Source organism: Pseudomonas sp. OTU5201, from assembly GCF_038440135.1.
GTDB classification, from domain to species: domain Bacteria; phylum Pseudomonadota; class Gammaproteobacteria; order Pseudomonadales; family Pseudomonadaceae; genus Metapseudomonas; species Metapseudomonas resinovorans.
Window position 1 is genome coordinate 55558 of record NZ_JASATC010000024.1, and the last position, 13318, is coordinate 68875.

At 63.5% G+C, this 13318-nt stretch carries 11 protein-coding genes; 4 read left to right on the forward strand and 7 right to left on the reverse strand.

Translation table 11 applies throughout. The features are described 5' to 3' along the window. Positions 1–122: 122 nt before the first annotated feature. Together AAHM40_RS16180 and AAHM40_RS16185 are read left to right on the forward strand one after the other, a co-directional pair. Positions 123–599: a TetR/AcrR family transcriptional regulator gene (locus tag AAHM40_RS16180; protein WP_342245550.1), complete on the forward strand. Its 477-nt coding sequence runs from the start codon at positions 123–125 to the stop codon at positions 597–599. A gap of 265 nt (positions 600–864) precedes the next feature. Further along, positions 865–1386, forward strand: a complete 522-nt coding sequence (locus tag AAHM40_RS16185) for a gluconokinase (protein WP_342245551.1) — start codon at positions 865–867, stop codon at positions 1384–1386. A gap of 114 nt (positions 1387–1500) precedes the next feature. Here AAHM40_RS16185 and AAHM40_RS16190 read toward each other — a convergent pair whose 3' ends face one another. From AAHM40_RS16190 to peaA, 6 genes are all read right to left on the reverse strand, one after another. Continuing rightward, positions 1501–2529: an AraC family transcriptional regulator gene (locus AAHM40_RS16190; RefSeq protein WP_342245552.1), complete on the reverse strand. Its 1029-nt coding sequence runs from the start codon at positions 2527–2529 to the stop codon at positions 1501–1503. A 316-nt stretch (positions 2530–2845) separates the two neighbouring features. Next, a complete protein-coding gene (locus tag AAHM40_RS16195) occupies positions 2846–4546 on the reverse strand; it encodes an AMP-binding protein (RefSeq protein WP_342245553.1) in 1701 nt (566 codons plus the stop codon). Between the two features lie 285 nt (positions 4547–4831). Beyond that, positions 4832–5956: a quinohemoprotein amine dehydrogenase subunit beta gene (peaD, locus tag AAHM40_RS16200; protein WP_342245554.1), complete on the reverse strand. Its 1125-nt coding sequence runs from the start codon at positions 5954–5956 to the stop codon at positions 4832–4834. 29 nt (positions 5957–5985) lie between these two features. Then, complete coding sequence (gene qhpC / locus AAHM40_RS16205; protein WP_342245555.1) at positions 5986–6309, reverse strand: quinohemoprotein amine dehydrogenase subunit gamma; 324 nt, start codon at positions 6307–6309, stop codon at positions 5986–5988. A 1-nt stretch (position 6310) separates the two neighbouring features. Next, positions 6311–7741, reverse strand: coding sequence for a quinohemoprotein amine dehydrogenase maturation protein (peaB, locus tag AAHM40_RS16210; protein WP_342245556.1), 1431 nt, complete (start codon positions 7739–7741; stop codon positions 6311–6313). 73 nt (positions 7742–7814) lie between these two features. Next, complete coding sequence (gene peaA / locus AAHM40_RS16215) at positions 7815–9332, reverse strand: quinohemoprotein amine dehydrogenase subunit alpha (RefSeq protein ID WP_342245583.1); 1518 nt, start codon at positions 9330–9332, stop codon at positions 7815–7817. Between the two features lie 455 nt (positions 9333–9787). On the opposite strand from peaA, the gene AAHM40_RS16220 reads away from it, so the two are divergent. Beyond that, positions 9788–11281 (forward strand): aldehyde dehydrogenase family protein, encoded by a 1494-nt coding sequence (locus tag AAHM40_RS16220; RefSeq protein ID WP_342245557.1) that lies wholly within the window; start codon positions 9788–9790, stop codon positions 11279–11281. 242 nt (positions 11282–11523) lie between these two features. Next, on the forward strand, positions 11524–11871 hold the full coding sequence (locus AAHM40_RS16225) for a hypothetical protein (RefSeq protein WP_342245558.1): 348 nt from the start codon (positions 11524–11526) through the stop codon (positions 11869–11871). 33 nt (positions 11872–11904) lie between these two features. On the opposite strand, the gene AAHM40_RS16230 is transcribed toward AAHM40_RS16225, so the two are convergent. Continuing rightward, on the reverse strand, positions 11905–13278 hold the full coding sequence (locus AAHM40_RS16230) for a glutamine synthetase family protein (RefSeq protein ID WP_342245559.1): 1374 nt from the start codon (positions 13276–13278) through the stop codon (positions 11905–11907). Positions 13279–13318 lie beyond the last annotated feature (40 nt).

Below are 13318 nucleotides of genomic sequence, written 5' to 3' on the forward strand. Positions count from 1 at the left end.
GCTGACGGCCTTCATGCGCGATCAATGGAAAAAACGCCAATGTGCCGGAGCGCTCAGGACCTGGGCCCCGCCGTCCACGCTGGCTAGAGTGCTGACGCACGCCATTCGCGAGGGCCACCGCCATGCTCGACGCCACCACCGCCCGCCGCTCCCGTTACCTGAAGAACCGCCACCTGGCACTGGCTCTGTTCGCCGAGCAGGGCTATGGCCAGGTGAGCATGCGCGACCTGGCGGCGCAGCTGGGAATCAAGGCGGGCTCCATCTACCACCACGTGGAAAGCAAGGAAGTGCTGCTGTTCGAGTTCATCGAAGAGCTCTACGAGCAGTTGCTGGACCATGCCGCCCTGGCCACCCGCCGACACCGCGACCCGGCCGCGTGCCTGGCCGCGCTGATCGACGCCCACCTCGCCCTGCATCAGCCCATGGGCCTGCACTTCCGCCTCGCCGAACGGGAAGCCCGCTGCCTCTCCGGCGAGCGCCTGGAACAGGCCCGCGCACTGCTCCAAGCCTATGAAGCCGCCCTGCTGGAACCCTTGCAGCAACTGGCCGGCCAGCCCCTGGATGCCGCCGGACGCGGTGCCGTAGCCTGCATCGTGTGACTCCTCAACCAGTTGGTCGTGCACAGTGCGATATCTGCCAGGTGTGCAGCTTGCGGTCTCGTCGTACGCTTTTGCATGGCCTTGCCCTCGCTGTCGGTGGTTATCGTAGGGTGCCACCGTGGCGCGCTCGACGCCTCGGCGAGGGCGAGTCCATCCCATTACGGGTTCCAGCAACTATCTCTTCGCGGCCATCGAATTTACGGCTGAGACCCTCTTTTTGGCTCACATTGCCTACTGTTTAAGTACCAGCAGCAGAGATGTCGCGATGTACGAGCCCATTAACGCAGTAGTGATCATGGGTGTTGCCGGTAGCGGGAAGTCCGCCGTGGCTCGGGCGCTGGAAGTGCGCAGCGGGGCGCGGCTGATCGAGGGGGATGCCTTCCACCCCGACCGCAACATCCAGAAGATGAGCACTGGCCAACCCTTGACCGACAGGGACCGCGCCAGTTGGCTGCATGCGCTCGAGAAACAGCTGCGCCAGACCTACCGCGCTGGCGAGCACCCCATCCTCACCTGCTCGGCGCTCAAGCGCAGCTACCGCGATGGCCTGCGCCATGCCATACCGGCACTGGGTTTTGCCTACCTGCAACTCTCCCCCACCGCAGCAGCCGAGCGCATGGCCCAGCGCCGCGGGCACTTCATGCCGGTGAGCCTGCTGGACAGTCAGTTCGCCGACCTGGAAGAGCCGTTGGACGAACCCCTTACCCTGATCCTCGACGGCACCCTGTCCGTGGGCGAGCTGGCCAGCGCCATCCACCAGTGGTGGCAGCAGCACGCGCCGGCCTGATGCCATCCCCGTTTGTTGGAGAGATTTCAATCGCGAATGAATTCGCCCCCACAGAAAAGCGTCCGGTGCGGGGCGTGGTCGGGGCCATTTCTTATAGGGCGGCGGAAAACCGCTTCAACTTGAGTCGGGGTGGATCAACGAGCGGTACTGCCCCGGCGTGGAGCCCGTCCATTTCTTGAAAGCCTTGTAGAAGGCGCTGGTGTCGGCGAACCCCAGTTCGAAGGCCAGCTCGGTGAAATTGCCTTCACCGTTGTCCAGCCGGGCGATGGCCAGGTCGCGCCGTACCTGGTCCTTCAGCCCCTGGTAGGACTGCCCCTCCAGGGCCAGCTTGCGGCGCAGAGTGGACGGCGCCATGTAGAAGTGGCTGGACAGCGCCTCCACATCGGGCCAGCGCTCGGGCTTGATGCTGCGCAGGTAGGCGCGGATGCGCGCCGCCAGGCTCTGCGGGTCGCGGTAGCGCACCAGGATGTTCGCCGGCAGGCCGCCAAGGAAGCGCTTGAGGTCGCGGTTGCTGCGACGCACCGGCAGCTCCAGGCAATCGGCATTGAACAGCAGGCGGCTCTGGGGACGGGAGAAGCGCAGGTTGGTACTGAACATCACCCGGTAGTCTTCGATGTAGTCCGGCACCGCGCAGCGTAGGTCGACCCCGAGGATGGGAATGCGCCGCCCGGCCAACCAGCACAGCAACCCGTGGATCATCAGCCACAGGGTGAAGTAGCTGAAGGCCCGGCCTTGCTGGCCTTCTGGCTCATTCAGGGTGATTTCCGCCAGGCCGCCACGCCGCTCCAGGCGCGGAGAAAGGCCGTCGAAGATGAGTTCGAGAAAGCGCAGCGACAGTTCCAGGGCCGCCCCCACGGTAGGTTCCTTTACGGCGGCTCGGGTCATGTAGGCGAAGCTGCCGGACTTCATGCGGCGCGGGTTCATGCCGAAGAACTCGTCGTCCATGGTCCGTGCGATCAGCAGCCAGAGCTGCCCGTAGAGCTGCGACGACACACGCCCATAGGGCTTGGCCAGCAGTTCGGCGGGAATGCCGGCCTGGCTCAGCAGCCCCGAATCATCAAAGCCCCGCTGGCGCAGTTCCAGCAGGGCTTCGTGAACCAGGCGGACGGAGATGGTGCCTTTCTCGGCGGACGTGCCTGTCATGGTCTCCCTTGGTGCAGGTGCGATGAAGCAAACATTGTAGGGGCGAATTCATTCGCCAAGCAGGACACCGTCCTGCCATTCAGACGCCCATGGGGCAGCTGTGCCGCCCTTGGCGAATGATATGGCTATGTCTGTGTTAGCTGTTGCTAGATGACAACCGGTGAGCGTGGGTGCGGGTAGGAGCCAGCTTGCTGGCGAAAATGTCCGCATTCGCTAGCAAGCCAGCTCCTACAAGGATTCCAGGACCATCGACACTAAAGGCAGACATAGCCAATGAATTCGCCCCTACAGGAGATCCATCGCCCCACTGCAAGCCCTACCGAATCGCCGTCACCTTGTCGTCCTTAGGCGGGGTCAGTTCCTCGATGCTGATCTCGCGCATGCGGAACTTCTGGATCTTGCCGGTCACGGTCATCGGGAAGGCATCCACGAAGCGAAAGAAGCGCGGCACCTTGAAGTGGGCAATGCGTTCCTTGGCCCAGGCGCGCAGTTCTTCCTCGGTAGCCGTGTGGCCGGGGTGGAACTTGATCCAAGCGACGATTTCCTCGCCGTACTTGCTGCAGGGAATACCGATCACCTGCACGTCGGCCACCGCCGGGTGGGTGAAGAAGAACTCTTCCAGCTCACGCGGGTAAACGTTTTCGCCGCCGCGAATGATCATGTCCTTGCTGCGGCCAACGATGCAGACGTAGCCGTTCTCGTCCATGGAGGCGAGGTCGCCAGTGTGCATCCAGCGGCCCGGATCGATGGAATCGGTGGTTGCTTGCAGGTTGTTCCAGTAGCCCAGCATCACGCTGTACCCGCGGGTGCAGAGTTCGCCGATGGTGCCGCGCGGGACGATCCTGCCCTCGGCGTCGACGATCTTGCTTTCCAGGTGCGGCTGGGTGCGGCCGACGGTGGTCACGCGCAGTTCCAGTTCGTCGTCCGGGCCGGTCTGCAGGGACACCGGGCTGGTCTCGGTCATGCCGTAGGCGATCTGCACTTCGCTCATGTGCATCTCATTGATGACCCGACGCATCACCTCGATCGGGCAGGTAGCGCCGGCCATGATGCCAGTGCGCAGGCTGGACAGGTCGAACTCGCCGCGCTGCGGGTGATCCAGCTCAGCGATGAACATGGTGGGCACGCCATACAGCGCGGTGGCCTTCTCTTCCGCTACGGCACGCAGGGTGGTCAGCGGGTCGAAGGCGTCACCCGGGTAGATCATGGTGGAGCCGTGGGTCACGCAGCCCAGGTTGCCCATCACCATGCCGAAGCAGTGATAGAGCGGCACAGGGATCACCAGACGGTCCTGCTCGGTCAGGCCGAGGCTCTCGCCGACCATGTAGCCGTTGTTGAGGATGTTGTAGTGGCTGAGGGTCGCGCCCTTGGGGAAGCCGGTGGTGCCGGAGGTGTACTGGATGTTGATCGGGTCGTCGAACTGCAGGCTGGCCTGGCGCTCGGCCAGGGCTTCGGGACTCACCTCGCCCGCCTTCTGCTGAAGTGCAGCCCAGGGCAGGAATGCAGACGGTGGGTTGGCCGCCAGACTGACCACGCCGCGCAGTTCCGGCAGGCGCTCGCAATTGAGGCTGCCCGGCTCGGCGGCGGCCAGCTCGGGCACCAGGCCGAGGAACATGGCGTGGTAGTCGGACGTCTTGAAGGCATCGGCGCAGATCACCCAGCGGCAGCCGGATTGCTTGAGCGCGTACTCCAGTTCACTGCTGCGGTAGGCCGGGTTGATATTGACCAGGATGGCGCCGATCTTGGCGCTGGCGAACTGGGTGATGCACCACTCGGCGCAGTTGGGCGCCCAGATCCCCAGGCGGTCGCCGCTGTTCAGGCCCAGGGCGAGCAAGGCACGGGCATGGCGTTCCACCGCCTCGGCGAGTTCCCGCCAGCTGTAGCGCAGGCCCTGATGCCTGACCACCAGCGCCTCGCGCTCGGGGAACTTGGCAACCGTGGCATCGAATGCCGCGCCTATGGTCATGGCGAGCAGGTCCTTGTCCTGCCGCCCCCGGGTATAGCTCTGGTGATTCATGGCTTTCCCTTCTTGTCTTTGTACTGGGATACAGCTGTGAATGACGTAGTCGGCTTTATTTACCTTTACGTAAACGTAAAGGTAAATAAAGCCTGTTTACCTGTCTAGTGACCCATTGGTCGGATAGGGGTTCGGTCGCCCGTAGGGGGAAGAACACTGTAGGGGCGAATTCATTCGCCAAGTAGGCCGCAGGTCTGCCCTGCGGCGTTGAAGGGGCAGCTTCGCCGCCCTTGGCGACTGAAGTCGCCCCTACAGAAGAGCATTCGCCCCTTAGGATCTCCGCCCTTACCGGATAAACACCTGGGTCGTGGTGATCGACATGTCCCCACCCGGCAACTTGATGTTCTTGATCTTCTCCAGGCTGTCCGGATCGAACACCGCGATGTCGTTGAAGGTGCCGGCCAGATAGAGCTTGGTGCCCTTTTTGTTGAAGGCGACGCAGTAGTAGGAGTGATCCAGGTTGGCCGCCTTGATCAGCTTCTGTTCCTTGATGTCGTACTTGGCCAGGCGGTTGAGCACGCCGAACATCTGGTTCGGGTCTTTCGGCGAGCGCAGGCCGGTGAAGTACAGCTCGGTCAAGGGTGCGAAGTCCTGCACGGTGGACTTGCCGGTCTTCAGGTCGATGCTGACGTAGCCATAGATGAAGTCGGCGGTGGCCAGGTCCTGCTTCTCATCCTTGAACTTGGCCGTGGTGTAGAGCATGGAGAACTCGTGGTAGGTGGTCTGGTGCGGCCAGAAATACAGCACGTCCGGAGCACTGTAGTTCGGGCGCTGCCAATTGCGGCCAGGGACCGCTACCTCGTACTTGCCGGTATTCACATCCATCTTGTAGATGTCCGGCCCGGCGACGAACAGCGAGCCATCATCGGCGGCGCGCATCAGGTAGACCTGGCGCGGCATCGGGAAGCTGCGCACGGGCTTGGCGTCCAGGCCGTCGCGGGTGCGGAAGACCTCCAGGCGCGGCTGCTTGACCACGTAGTGGTCGTTCATCATCTGGGTCGGGTTGACCGTGGTGTAGAGCTCCTTGCCATCGGGGCTGAGCGCGAAGGAGAACATCGAGCGCACCTTCTCGCCCGGCTTTTGCGAGAGCTTGGCGTGGAACACGGTCTTGCAGCCGTCCAGGTCGATGCCGTAGAGGTCACCGAAGTGGTTGTTGAGGATGAACGCAGTCTTGTTGTCCGGCGCCATCATCGCCGTGCCAGGCCCGAAGGCGTCGGGCAGGCGGCAGGTCTTGTAAAGGCTATCGGTGGCGAGATCCACCACGTGCAGGTTGTTCGGGTAGTTGGTGGCGATCATGTATTCATGACCGGCCTTCAGCGCAGGACCCGCCTCTTCTGCGGCCCAGGCACTGTTGCCCAGTGCGAGTCCGGCGACAGCGGTCGCCAGGCTGGCGATGGCTTTGAGCTTCATACGGTTTCCCCTCTTGTTCTTGTCGCCGGTCATTTGTCTTTCGGGAATACGGTGCCGAGGTTGCGCCAGTCCTCTTGCGAGTTGGTCGCCTGGGCGTTCCAGTCCGGGTAGGTGCTCATCATGTCGGGCACCTGGGCCGGCCACCAGCAAGGGTCGGAGCAGCCGTAAAGGTCCGCTTCCATCGGCTGGCAGAGCGAGGCGACGCCACCGAAGGCGTCCACTTCCCAGCCCGGGTCGGTGGTGGCGGTACAACCGGCCACCGCACTCATGGCCATGACTTCTTCGATGCGATCTTCGGCTGCGGCTTTTTCGAGCATTTGCGCTTTGTTGTTGAGCGGCTTCAGATGTTTCATGTCAGTGCGCCTTCCGCGGGGAGATGTAGCTGCTGATGAAGGCCGGATTGACGGCCATGATGCGGCTGTAGACTTCGATGCCGAAGTCCACCCAGTCGCGCATCAGCTCGCAGTAGTGATAGGTCGGGTGAGTGGGGTCGCCGTAGCGGGCGTAGCTCTCGTGGTAGCAGCCGCCGGAGCACAGGTTGCGGATACGGCAGGTGTCGCAGCCGGTGCCGGTGCGGTCCAGGCGCTGGGAGAGGAAGTCGTTGAGCTCGGCCTGCTTCACCCCGCTGTGCACGTTGCCGAAGGTCGGCAGGCTGGAGCCAGTGAAACGGTGGCAGAGGTTCAGCTCGCCCTTGTGGTCCACTGCCAGCATCTTCAGGCCGGCACCGCAGGGCAGCGCCTTCTTGTGGCCTTCGTGGATGTCGGTGATCAGTTGATGCAGGTTGGAGAAGCCGATGTTGCGGTGCTCCAGCGCCGCTTCCAGGTAGCGACGGCCCAGGGCCTTCATGTTGGCGAAGACTTCCACCAGCTCTTCGCTGGTCAGGTTGAAGTTCGCCATGTCGCCGGAGGTGACCGGCGCAAAGCCGACTTCGGCAAAACCCAGCTCGTTGAACAGGTGGTTCCAGATGGTCTCGACGTCGGTGATGCCACGGGTCAGGGTGACCCGCGCGCCCACCGGACGGCTGCGGTAGCGCGACAGCAGCAGGTCCACCTTGCGCCGGACCACGTCATAGGTGCCCTGCCCGCCCACGGTGATGCGATTGCGATCGTGCACGGTCTTCGGCCCGTCGATGCTCACCGACAACCCGAAGCGGTGGGCGTTGAGGTAGTCGATGATTTCTTCGGTGAGCAGCGTGGCGTTGGTGGTCATGATGAACTCCACCTGCTTGCCTTCCTCCGCGAAACGCCGCTCGCAGTAGTCCACCATGTGCTCGATCAGCGGGCGGTTGGACAGCGGCTCACCGCCGAAGAAGACCACGCTGTAGCGCTCCTCGTCCGGCGACTCCTTGAGCAGCATTTCCACTGAAGCCTCGGCGGTTTCCGCGCCCATCTTCTTGCCAGCCGACGGTTTGTCCAGGTCTTCCTTGTAGCAGTAGGTGCAGCTCAGGTTGCAACCGGTATTGACGTTCAGCACCACGGTGTTGAGCGCCGTGCGCTCCACCTTGCTGATGCCGATCTCCGGCGTCAGCGGCGAGCCGTCGCTGACCACTTCCAGCGCGATCAGCTCGCGCAGGGTTTCATCGATGTCCTGCCCGGCGAAACGCCCGGCCAGACGTTGCACCAGATCCTCGGACGAGCAGCTCTGCTGGCGCAGCGCGTCGATGATGCCGCCAGTGACTTCGTCGGTGGCGAACAGCGAACTGCTCGGGATGTGGAACAGCATGCGGTCGGCATCCACCCGCACTTCGTGCAGGTTGCGTTCGACCAGATTCAAGATTGCGCCCATGGCGACCTCCCGGAAATTTGCCCAATCGTCGTTGCGAATCCGGGCGGGACGACCCCGCCCGAGCCACTGCCGGCTAGGGCAGCGGCGGGTTGTTCCAGCGCTGTACGGTGACGATCAGGTGGCCTTCACCCTTCTGGCCGCCCTCCTCCAGCTCGGCGATCACCTTCAGGTTGCCGGCGTTGTTGGTCATCATCTTGCGTTCCGGGTTCGGGCCGGCGCCGCCGGGAATGAACACACCGTCCTTCTGCATCACGCCGGCGAACTTCACGTCCTCGTCTTCCTTGGCGCGCTCGTCGAAGGGCTCCACCGACCATTTCGCAGGCAGGTACCCAATGCGGTAGGGCTTGCCGTCAGCGCCCTTGCCCCAGGCCTCGGCCTCGAAGCGGCCCTGCACCTTGGGCGTGGAACCGCCGTTCTCACCCACGCGGGCGATGGAGAACTCGGGCACCACTTTCACTTCGGCGATGTCCTTGTAGACGGCGAGTTCAACGCCGTTGAGCTGGCCCAGCACCACGCTGCGCACGCCCGGTGCCGCATCGGCTGCGGCCCTGACCTTGACGCGGAGCTGTTTCGGGGTGACTTCCAGCACCTTCACCACCTCGACACCGGCCCCCAGGTCCGGCGTACCGGAAAGGCCACTGCCCACCAGGGTCAGTTCCGCTTCGCTGCCAGCCTTGATGAAGGCGGGCTGCACGGCCAGCAGCTTGGCGCTGCCTTCTTTGGCGGCGCTGAAGTCCAGGCCACGCTCGTCATGCTCGGCCTCGAACATGCGACCTTTCATCTCGCCGTTCAGGGCAGCGAATACCTGGCGCAGGTTGGTCTCGCCAACCTTCACGTTGCCGCGCCACTCGTAGCCGTTGTAGAGGATGGCCGAGCCGCTGCCGTTGAACGGCGTGCCGTCGGCGTACTGGCCTTTCACCTCGACCTTGAAGGTGTCGCCTTGATCGGCGGTCACGGTCATCACGCCGCGCACATCGCCCTTGGTCAGCATGTGGCCGCTGAAGCTCCACTGCCCCGGCAGACTGTCCGCCTTGGGCTTGGCCTTCTGCCAATCGGCCCAGGCCTTGTTCTCCAACGGGAAGCGCTTGGCCAGGTCCGGAACGGTTTCCTTGAGGGCGATTTCCAGCCAGTCGCGGTCGCGGGACTGGGCCTGGTATTCGAGGGACGGCCACTGGCCGAGGTGGAAGTTGACCAAGTGTTCCCACTCTTTGGCGGGGCGACGCTGCAGGGCGACCCGGGCGCCGGAGTGGCAGCGGCCGCACATCTGACTGAGGTGGTCGTCGAAGGTCTCGACAGTATTCAGCCTGCGCTCCATGGCGTAGCGCACGCCTTCGGTTTCGCTCGGCGCGAGGCCCTGCTTGTCGGCCAGGTACTTGACCAGGGTGCGACGGTCATCGTCGCTGATCTTGAGGCCGTGCATCACCTGCATGCGCGCGATGCTCATCAGCCAGCCCTCGGGGGTCTTGCGCTGGTGACTGATACGGCTGAAAGAGTCGTTGCCTTCGGGGATATGGCAACCCACGCACTTGGACTTGAGGATGGCTTCGCCGCCCTCCGCTGCATGGGCCTGGGCGAACATCAGGGACGCCATGGCCAGTGCCAGGGAGCCCGCGTGTTGCCGGAGTCGAGTCGTCTTCAAGGTCAGACCTCCACGGTGTTGTTCTTATGGTTTGCACCCCTTGGGCCGCAGGTGCATCTGTCACGGCAAATACATAATGTGTGCCATGCCGATGAAAGTCCTTTTATAACAATGCTTTAGCCGTAAAACACAGGCTTGGCAGGGATACTGGCCATGGGCCCCGGCGTCTAATTTCGCGACAGACTGTTCCAGCCTGAGACGGGGCCGCGCAGCGCCTTCTTAAGGTAGACGCTGCGACTGTTCCAGGCCTGTCTCAGGCCGTCTCAAACTGCAACAGGGCGCAATCCGGCGGGAATCCGAGAATCTGGGATAAATCCTTACAACTCAATGCCTTATGAGCGGGATACGGCCTTGGCATGGGGGTTGCGAACGCCGGGTACAACTTCAATGAATAGAGGCCTACCTCCATGCTTGTCGACCTGCCCGTCCTTCCCCAGACCCAAGCCTTCCTCAACCGCAAGCTGAAGATGCTGATCGGCGCAGAGTGGCAGGACGCCGCCAGCGGCAACACCATGAGCTTTCGCAACCCGGCCACCGGGGAAGTCCTGGGTGACGTGCCCTCCGCCACCTTTGAGGACGTCGACCGTGCCGTACAGGCGGCCCGCCAGGCCTTTGATGATTCCGCCTGGAGCCGCATGCGCCCCCGCGAGCGCCAGAATCTGCTGTGGCGCCTGGCCGACCTGATGGAGCGCGACGCCCAGGAACTGGCTGAGCTGGAGTGCTTGAACAACGGCAAGAGCGCCGTCGTGGCCAAGGTCATGGACGTGCAGTTGGCCATCGACTTCCTCCGCTACATGGCCGGCTGGGCCACCAAGATCGAAGGCGCCACTGTCGATGTGTCCATGCCGCTGATGCCGGACGACCAGTTCCACGGTTTCATCCGCCGCGAGGCCGTGGGCGTGGTCGGCGCCATCGTCGCCTGGAACTTCCCACTGCTGCTGGCCTGCTGGAAACTCGGCCCGGCGCTGGCCACCGGCTGCACCGTGATCTTGAAACCCGCCGACGAGACCCCGCTCACCGCCCTCAAGCTGGCCGAACTCGTGTTGGAAGCCGGCTACCCGGCCGGCGTGTTCAACGTCATCACCGGCACCGGCCTGAATGCCGGCGTCGCCCTCACCCGCCATCCGGGCGTGGACAAACTGACCTTCACCGGCTCCACCGAAGTGGGCAAGCAGATCGGCAAGGCGGCCATGGACAACATGACCCGCGTCACCCTGGAGCTGGGCGGCAAGTCCCCGACCATCGTCATGCCCGACGCCAACCTGCAGGAAGCTGCCGCCGGCGCCGCCACCGCGATCTTCTTCAACCAGGGCCAGGTGTGCTGCGCCGGCTCGCGTCTCTATGTGCATCGCAAGCACTTCGACAACGTGGTGGCCGACATCGCCGGCATCGCCAATGGTATGAAGCTGGGCAATGGCCTGGACCCGAGCGTGCAGATGGGTCCGCTGATCTCCGCCAAGCAGCAGGACCGCGTCACCGGCTATATCAACCTCGGCCGCGAGTTGGGTGCCACCATCGCCTGCGGCGGCGAAGGCTTCGGCCCCGGCTACTTCGTCAAGCCGACCGTGATCGTCGACGTCGACCAGCAGCACCGCTTGGTGCAGGAAGAAATCTTCGGCCCGGTGCTGGTCGCCATGCCCTTCGACGACCTCGACGATGCCGTGCGCATGGCCAACGACAACCCCTACGGCCTGGGCGCGAGTATCTGGTCCAACGACCTGTCGGCGGTGCACAAGATGATTCCGCGCATCAAATCCGGCTCGGTCTGGGTCAACTGCCACAGCGCCCTGGACCCGGCTCTGCCCTTCGGCGGCTACAAGCTCTCCGGCGTCGGCCGCGAAATGGGCGCGGCGGCCATCGAGCACTACACTGAGCTGAAGTCGGTGCTGATCAAGCTGTAGGACAGGAGCAGCGGGCATCCAGGTAGCCCGGATGAAATCCGGGGAATGGCCCAGCGCCGCTCCCGGATTGCATCCGGGCTACGTTTCGGTTGACATGCAGTCATAACGACAACTAACGCTGTCATTAACACCTACGTCAGAATGACTCCACAAGCAATCAACATATTGATTTAAAACGCTTTTCAATCTGGCGCAGAAATTGATCCTCTCCTTTCGCAACTCAACAGCAGAAGGGAAATCCCATGAACATCCCCCGCCTCACCCTGTGCCTTGCCCTGCTCTCCTCACCCCTCGCCTTCTCTGCGGAGGTCCTTTCCGAAGCCCCCGATACCACTGTCGGCAAAGCCACCGGCGGCATGACCGGCATGATGCTTGGCGCCATTGGCGGCCCGGTGGGCGCGGTGGCCGGGGCGGCCGTGGGTTATTTCGGTGGCGGCACCGCCCAGGAATCCAGCGGCCTAGCCGAGCCGGCCTACATGGTGAAGATGGATGACGGCTCGGTGCGGCGCTTCCGCACGCCTGGCCAGCGCTTCCAGCCTGGCGACAAGGTTGAAGTGGACGGCATTCGTCTGCGACGCCAGGAGAGCTGATAGGCCCGCCCGGCCCTTCGGGGCCGGCCGGGATCAGTAGCGCTCGAATCCGCGCTGCAATTCCCAGTCGGTGATGCGCCGGTCGTATTCCTTCTGCTCCCACTCGGCGGTGTGTACGTAGTGGTCGATCACCTCGTCGCCGAACGCCTTGCGCAGCATGGCCGAACCGTTGAGGGCGGCGGTGGCTTCGCGCAGGGTCTTGTCGACTTCCGGCAGCCGGTCATTCATGTAGGCGTCGCCCTCGAAAGGCGCTCCCAGTTCGAGCTGCTCATCGATGCCCGCCAGGCCTGCGGCGATCAGTGCAGCAAAGGCGAGGTAGGGATTGAGGTCGGCGCCGCCGATGCGACACTCGATGCGCACCGACTTGCTGCCCTCGGCACAGAGGCGGAAGCCGGCGGTACGGTTGTCGCGGCTCCACGCCGCGCGGGTCGGCGCGAAGGTGCCGGCCTGGAAGCGCTTGTAGGAGTTGATGTACGGCGCGAGGAAATAGGTGAACTCGCTGGCGTACTTGAGCTGCCCCGCCACCCAGCCGCGCATCAGCTTCGACATGCCGAACTCGTCCTTGGCATCGAAGAACAGTGCCTTCTTGCCCTTCTTGTCCCAGAGCGAGCTGTGGATGTGGCAACTGGAGCCAGCCAGGTCGTAGCGCCATTTGGACATAAAGGTGATCGACTTGCCCTGCTGGTAGGCGATCTCCTTGCACGCGTGCTTGATGATGACGTGACGGTCGGCCATGGTCAGGGCTTCGGCATAGCGGACGTTGATCTCTTCCTGGCCCGGCCCCCACTCGCCTTTCGAGTTCTCCACCGGCACCCCGCACGCCTGCAGGTGCTTGCGGATGGCGCGCAGCACCGGCTCCTCACGCGTGGTCTGGAGGATGTTGTAGTCCTCGATGTAGTGCGCGGCCGTCTTCGGATGGCTGTAGTTGCGTTTGTGAATGGCGTCGTAGCTCTCGTCGAAGAGATAGAACTCCAGCTCCGAGGCGAACATGCCGACGTAGCCGCGCTCGGCCAGTCGCGCCACCTGCTTCTTCAGAATGGCCCGCGGACTGTGCGGCAGGTCTTCGCGATGGTGATGGTCGAGCACGTCGCAGAGCACCAGGGCCGTGCCTTCCAGCCAGGGCACCCGACGCAGGGTGCTCATGTCGGGCTTGAGCACGAAGTCGCCATAACCCTTGCTCCAGCTCGCCGCGGCATAGCCCGGCACCGGTTCCATGTCGATGTCGTCAGCCAGCAGGTAATTGCAGCAGTGGGTTTCTTCATAGGCACTGTCGAGGAAGAATTCAGCCTGGAAGCGCTTGCCTACCAATCGTCCCTGCATGTCCACCATGCAGGCCAGCACCGTGTCGATCTCGCCGCTGGCAACGGCTTGCTTGAGTTCGTCGAAGCTGAAGAGTGGTTCGCTCATCTGGCTGTCCTTCGGTCGGGGAACTGCCGAAAGCTTAGTT

Coding starts and splice junctions, on each gene's coding strand:
- AAHM40_RS16180 (WP_342245550.1), top strand. CDS start 123: ATGCTCGACGCCACCACCGCCCGCCGCTCCCGTTACCTGAAGAACCGC.
- AAHM40_RS16185 (WP_342245551.1), top strand. CDS start 865: ATGTACGAGCCCATTAACGCAGTAGTGATCATGGGTGTTGCCGGTAGC.
- AAHM40_RS16190 (WP_342245552.1), bottom strand. CDS start 2,529: ATGACAGGCACGTCCGCCGAGAAAGGCACCATCTCCGTCCGCCTGGTT.
- AAHM40_RS16195 (WP_342245553.1), bottom strand. CDS start 4,546: ATGAATCACCAGAGCTATACCCGGGGGCGGCAGGACAAGGACCTGCTC.
- peaD (WP_342245554.1), bottom strand. CDS start 5,956: ATGAAGCTCAAAGCCATCGCCAGCCTGGCGACCGCTGTCGCCGGACTC.
- qhpC (WP_342245555.1), bottom strand. CDS start 6,309: ATGAAACATCTGAAGCCGCTCAACAACAAAGCGCAAATGCTCGAAAAA.
- peaB (WP_342245556.1), bottom strand. CDS start 7,741: ATGGGCGCAATCTTGAATCTGGTCGAACGCAACCTGCACGAAGTGCGG.
- peaA (WP_342245583.1), bottom strand. CDS start 9,332: ATGGCGTCCCTGATGTTCGCCCAGGCCCATGCAGCGGAGGGCGGCGAA.
- AAHM40_RS16220 (WP_342245557.1), top strand. CDS start 9,788: ATGCTTGTCGACCTGCCCGTCCTTCCCCAGACCCAAGCCTTCCTCAAC.
- AAHM40_RS16225 (WP_342245558.1), top strand. CDS start 11,524: ATGAACATCCCCCGCCTCACCCTGTGCCTTGCCCTGCTCTCCTCACCC.
- AAHM40_RS16230 (WP_342245559.1), bottom strand. CDS start 13,278: ATGAGCGAACCACTCTTCAGCTTCGACGAACTCAAGCAAGCCGTTGCC.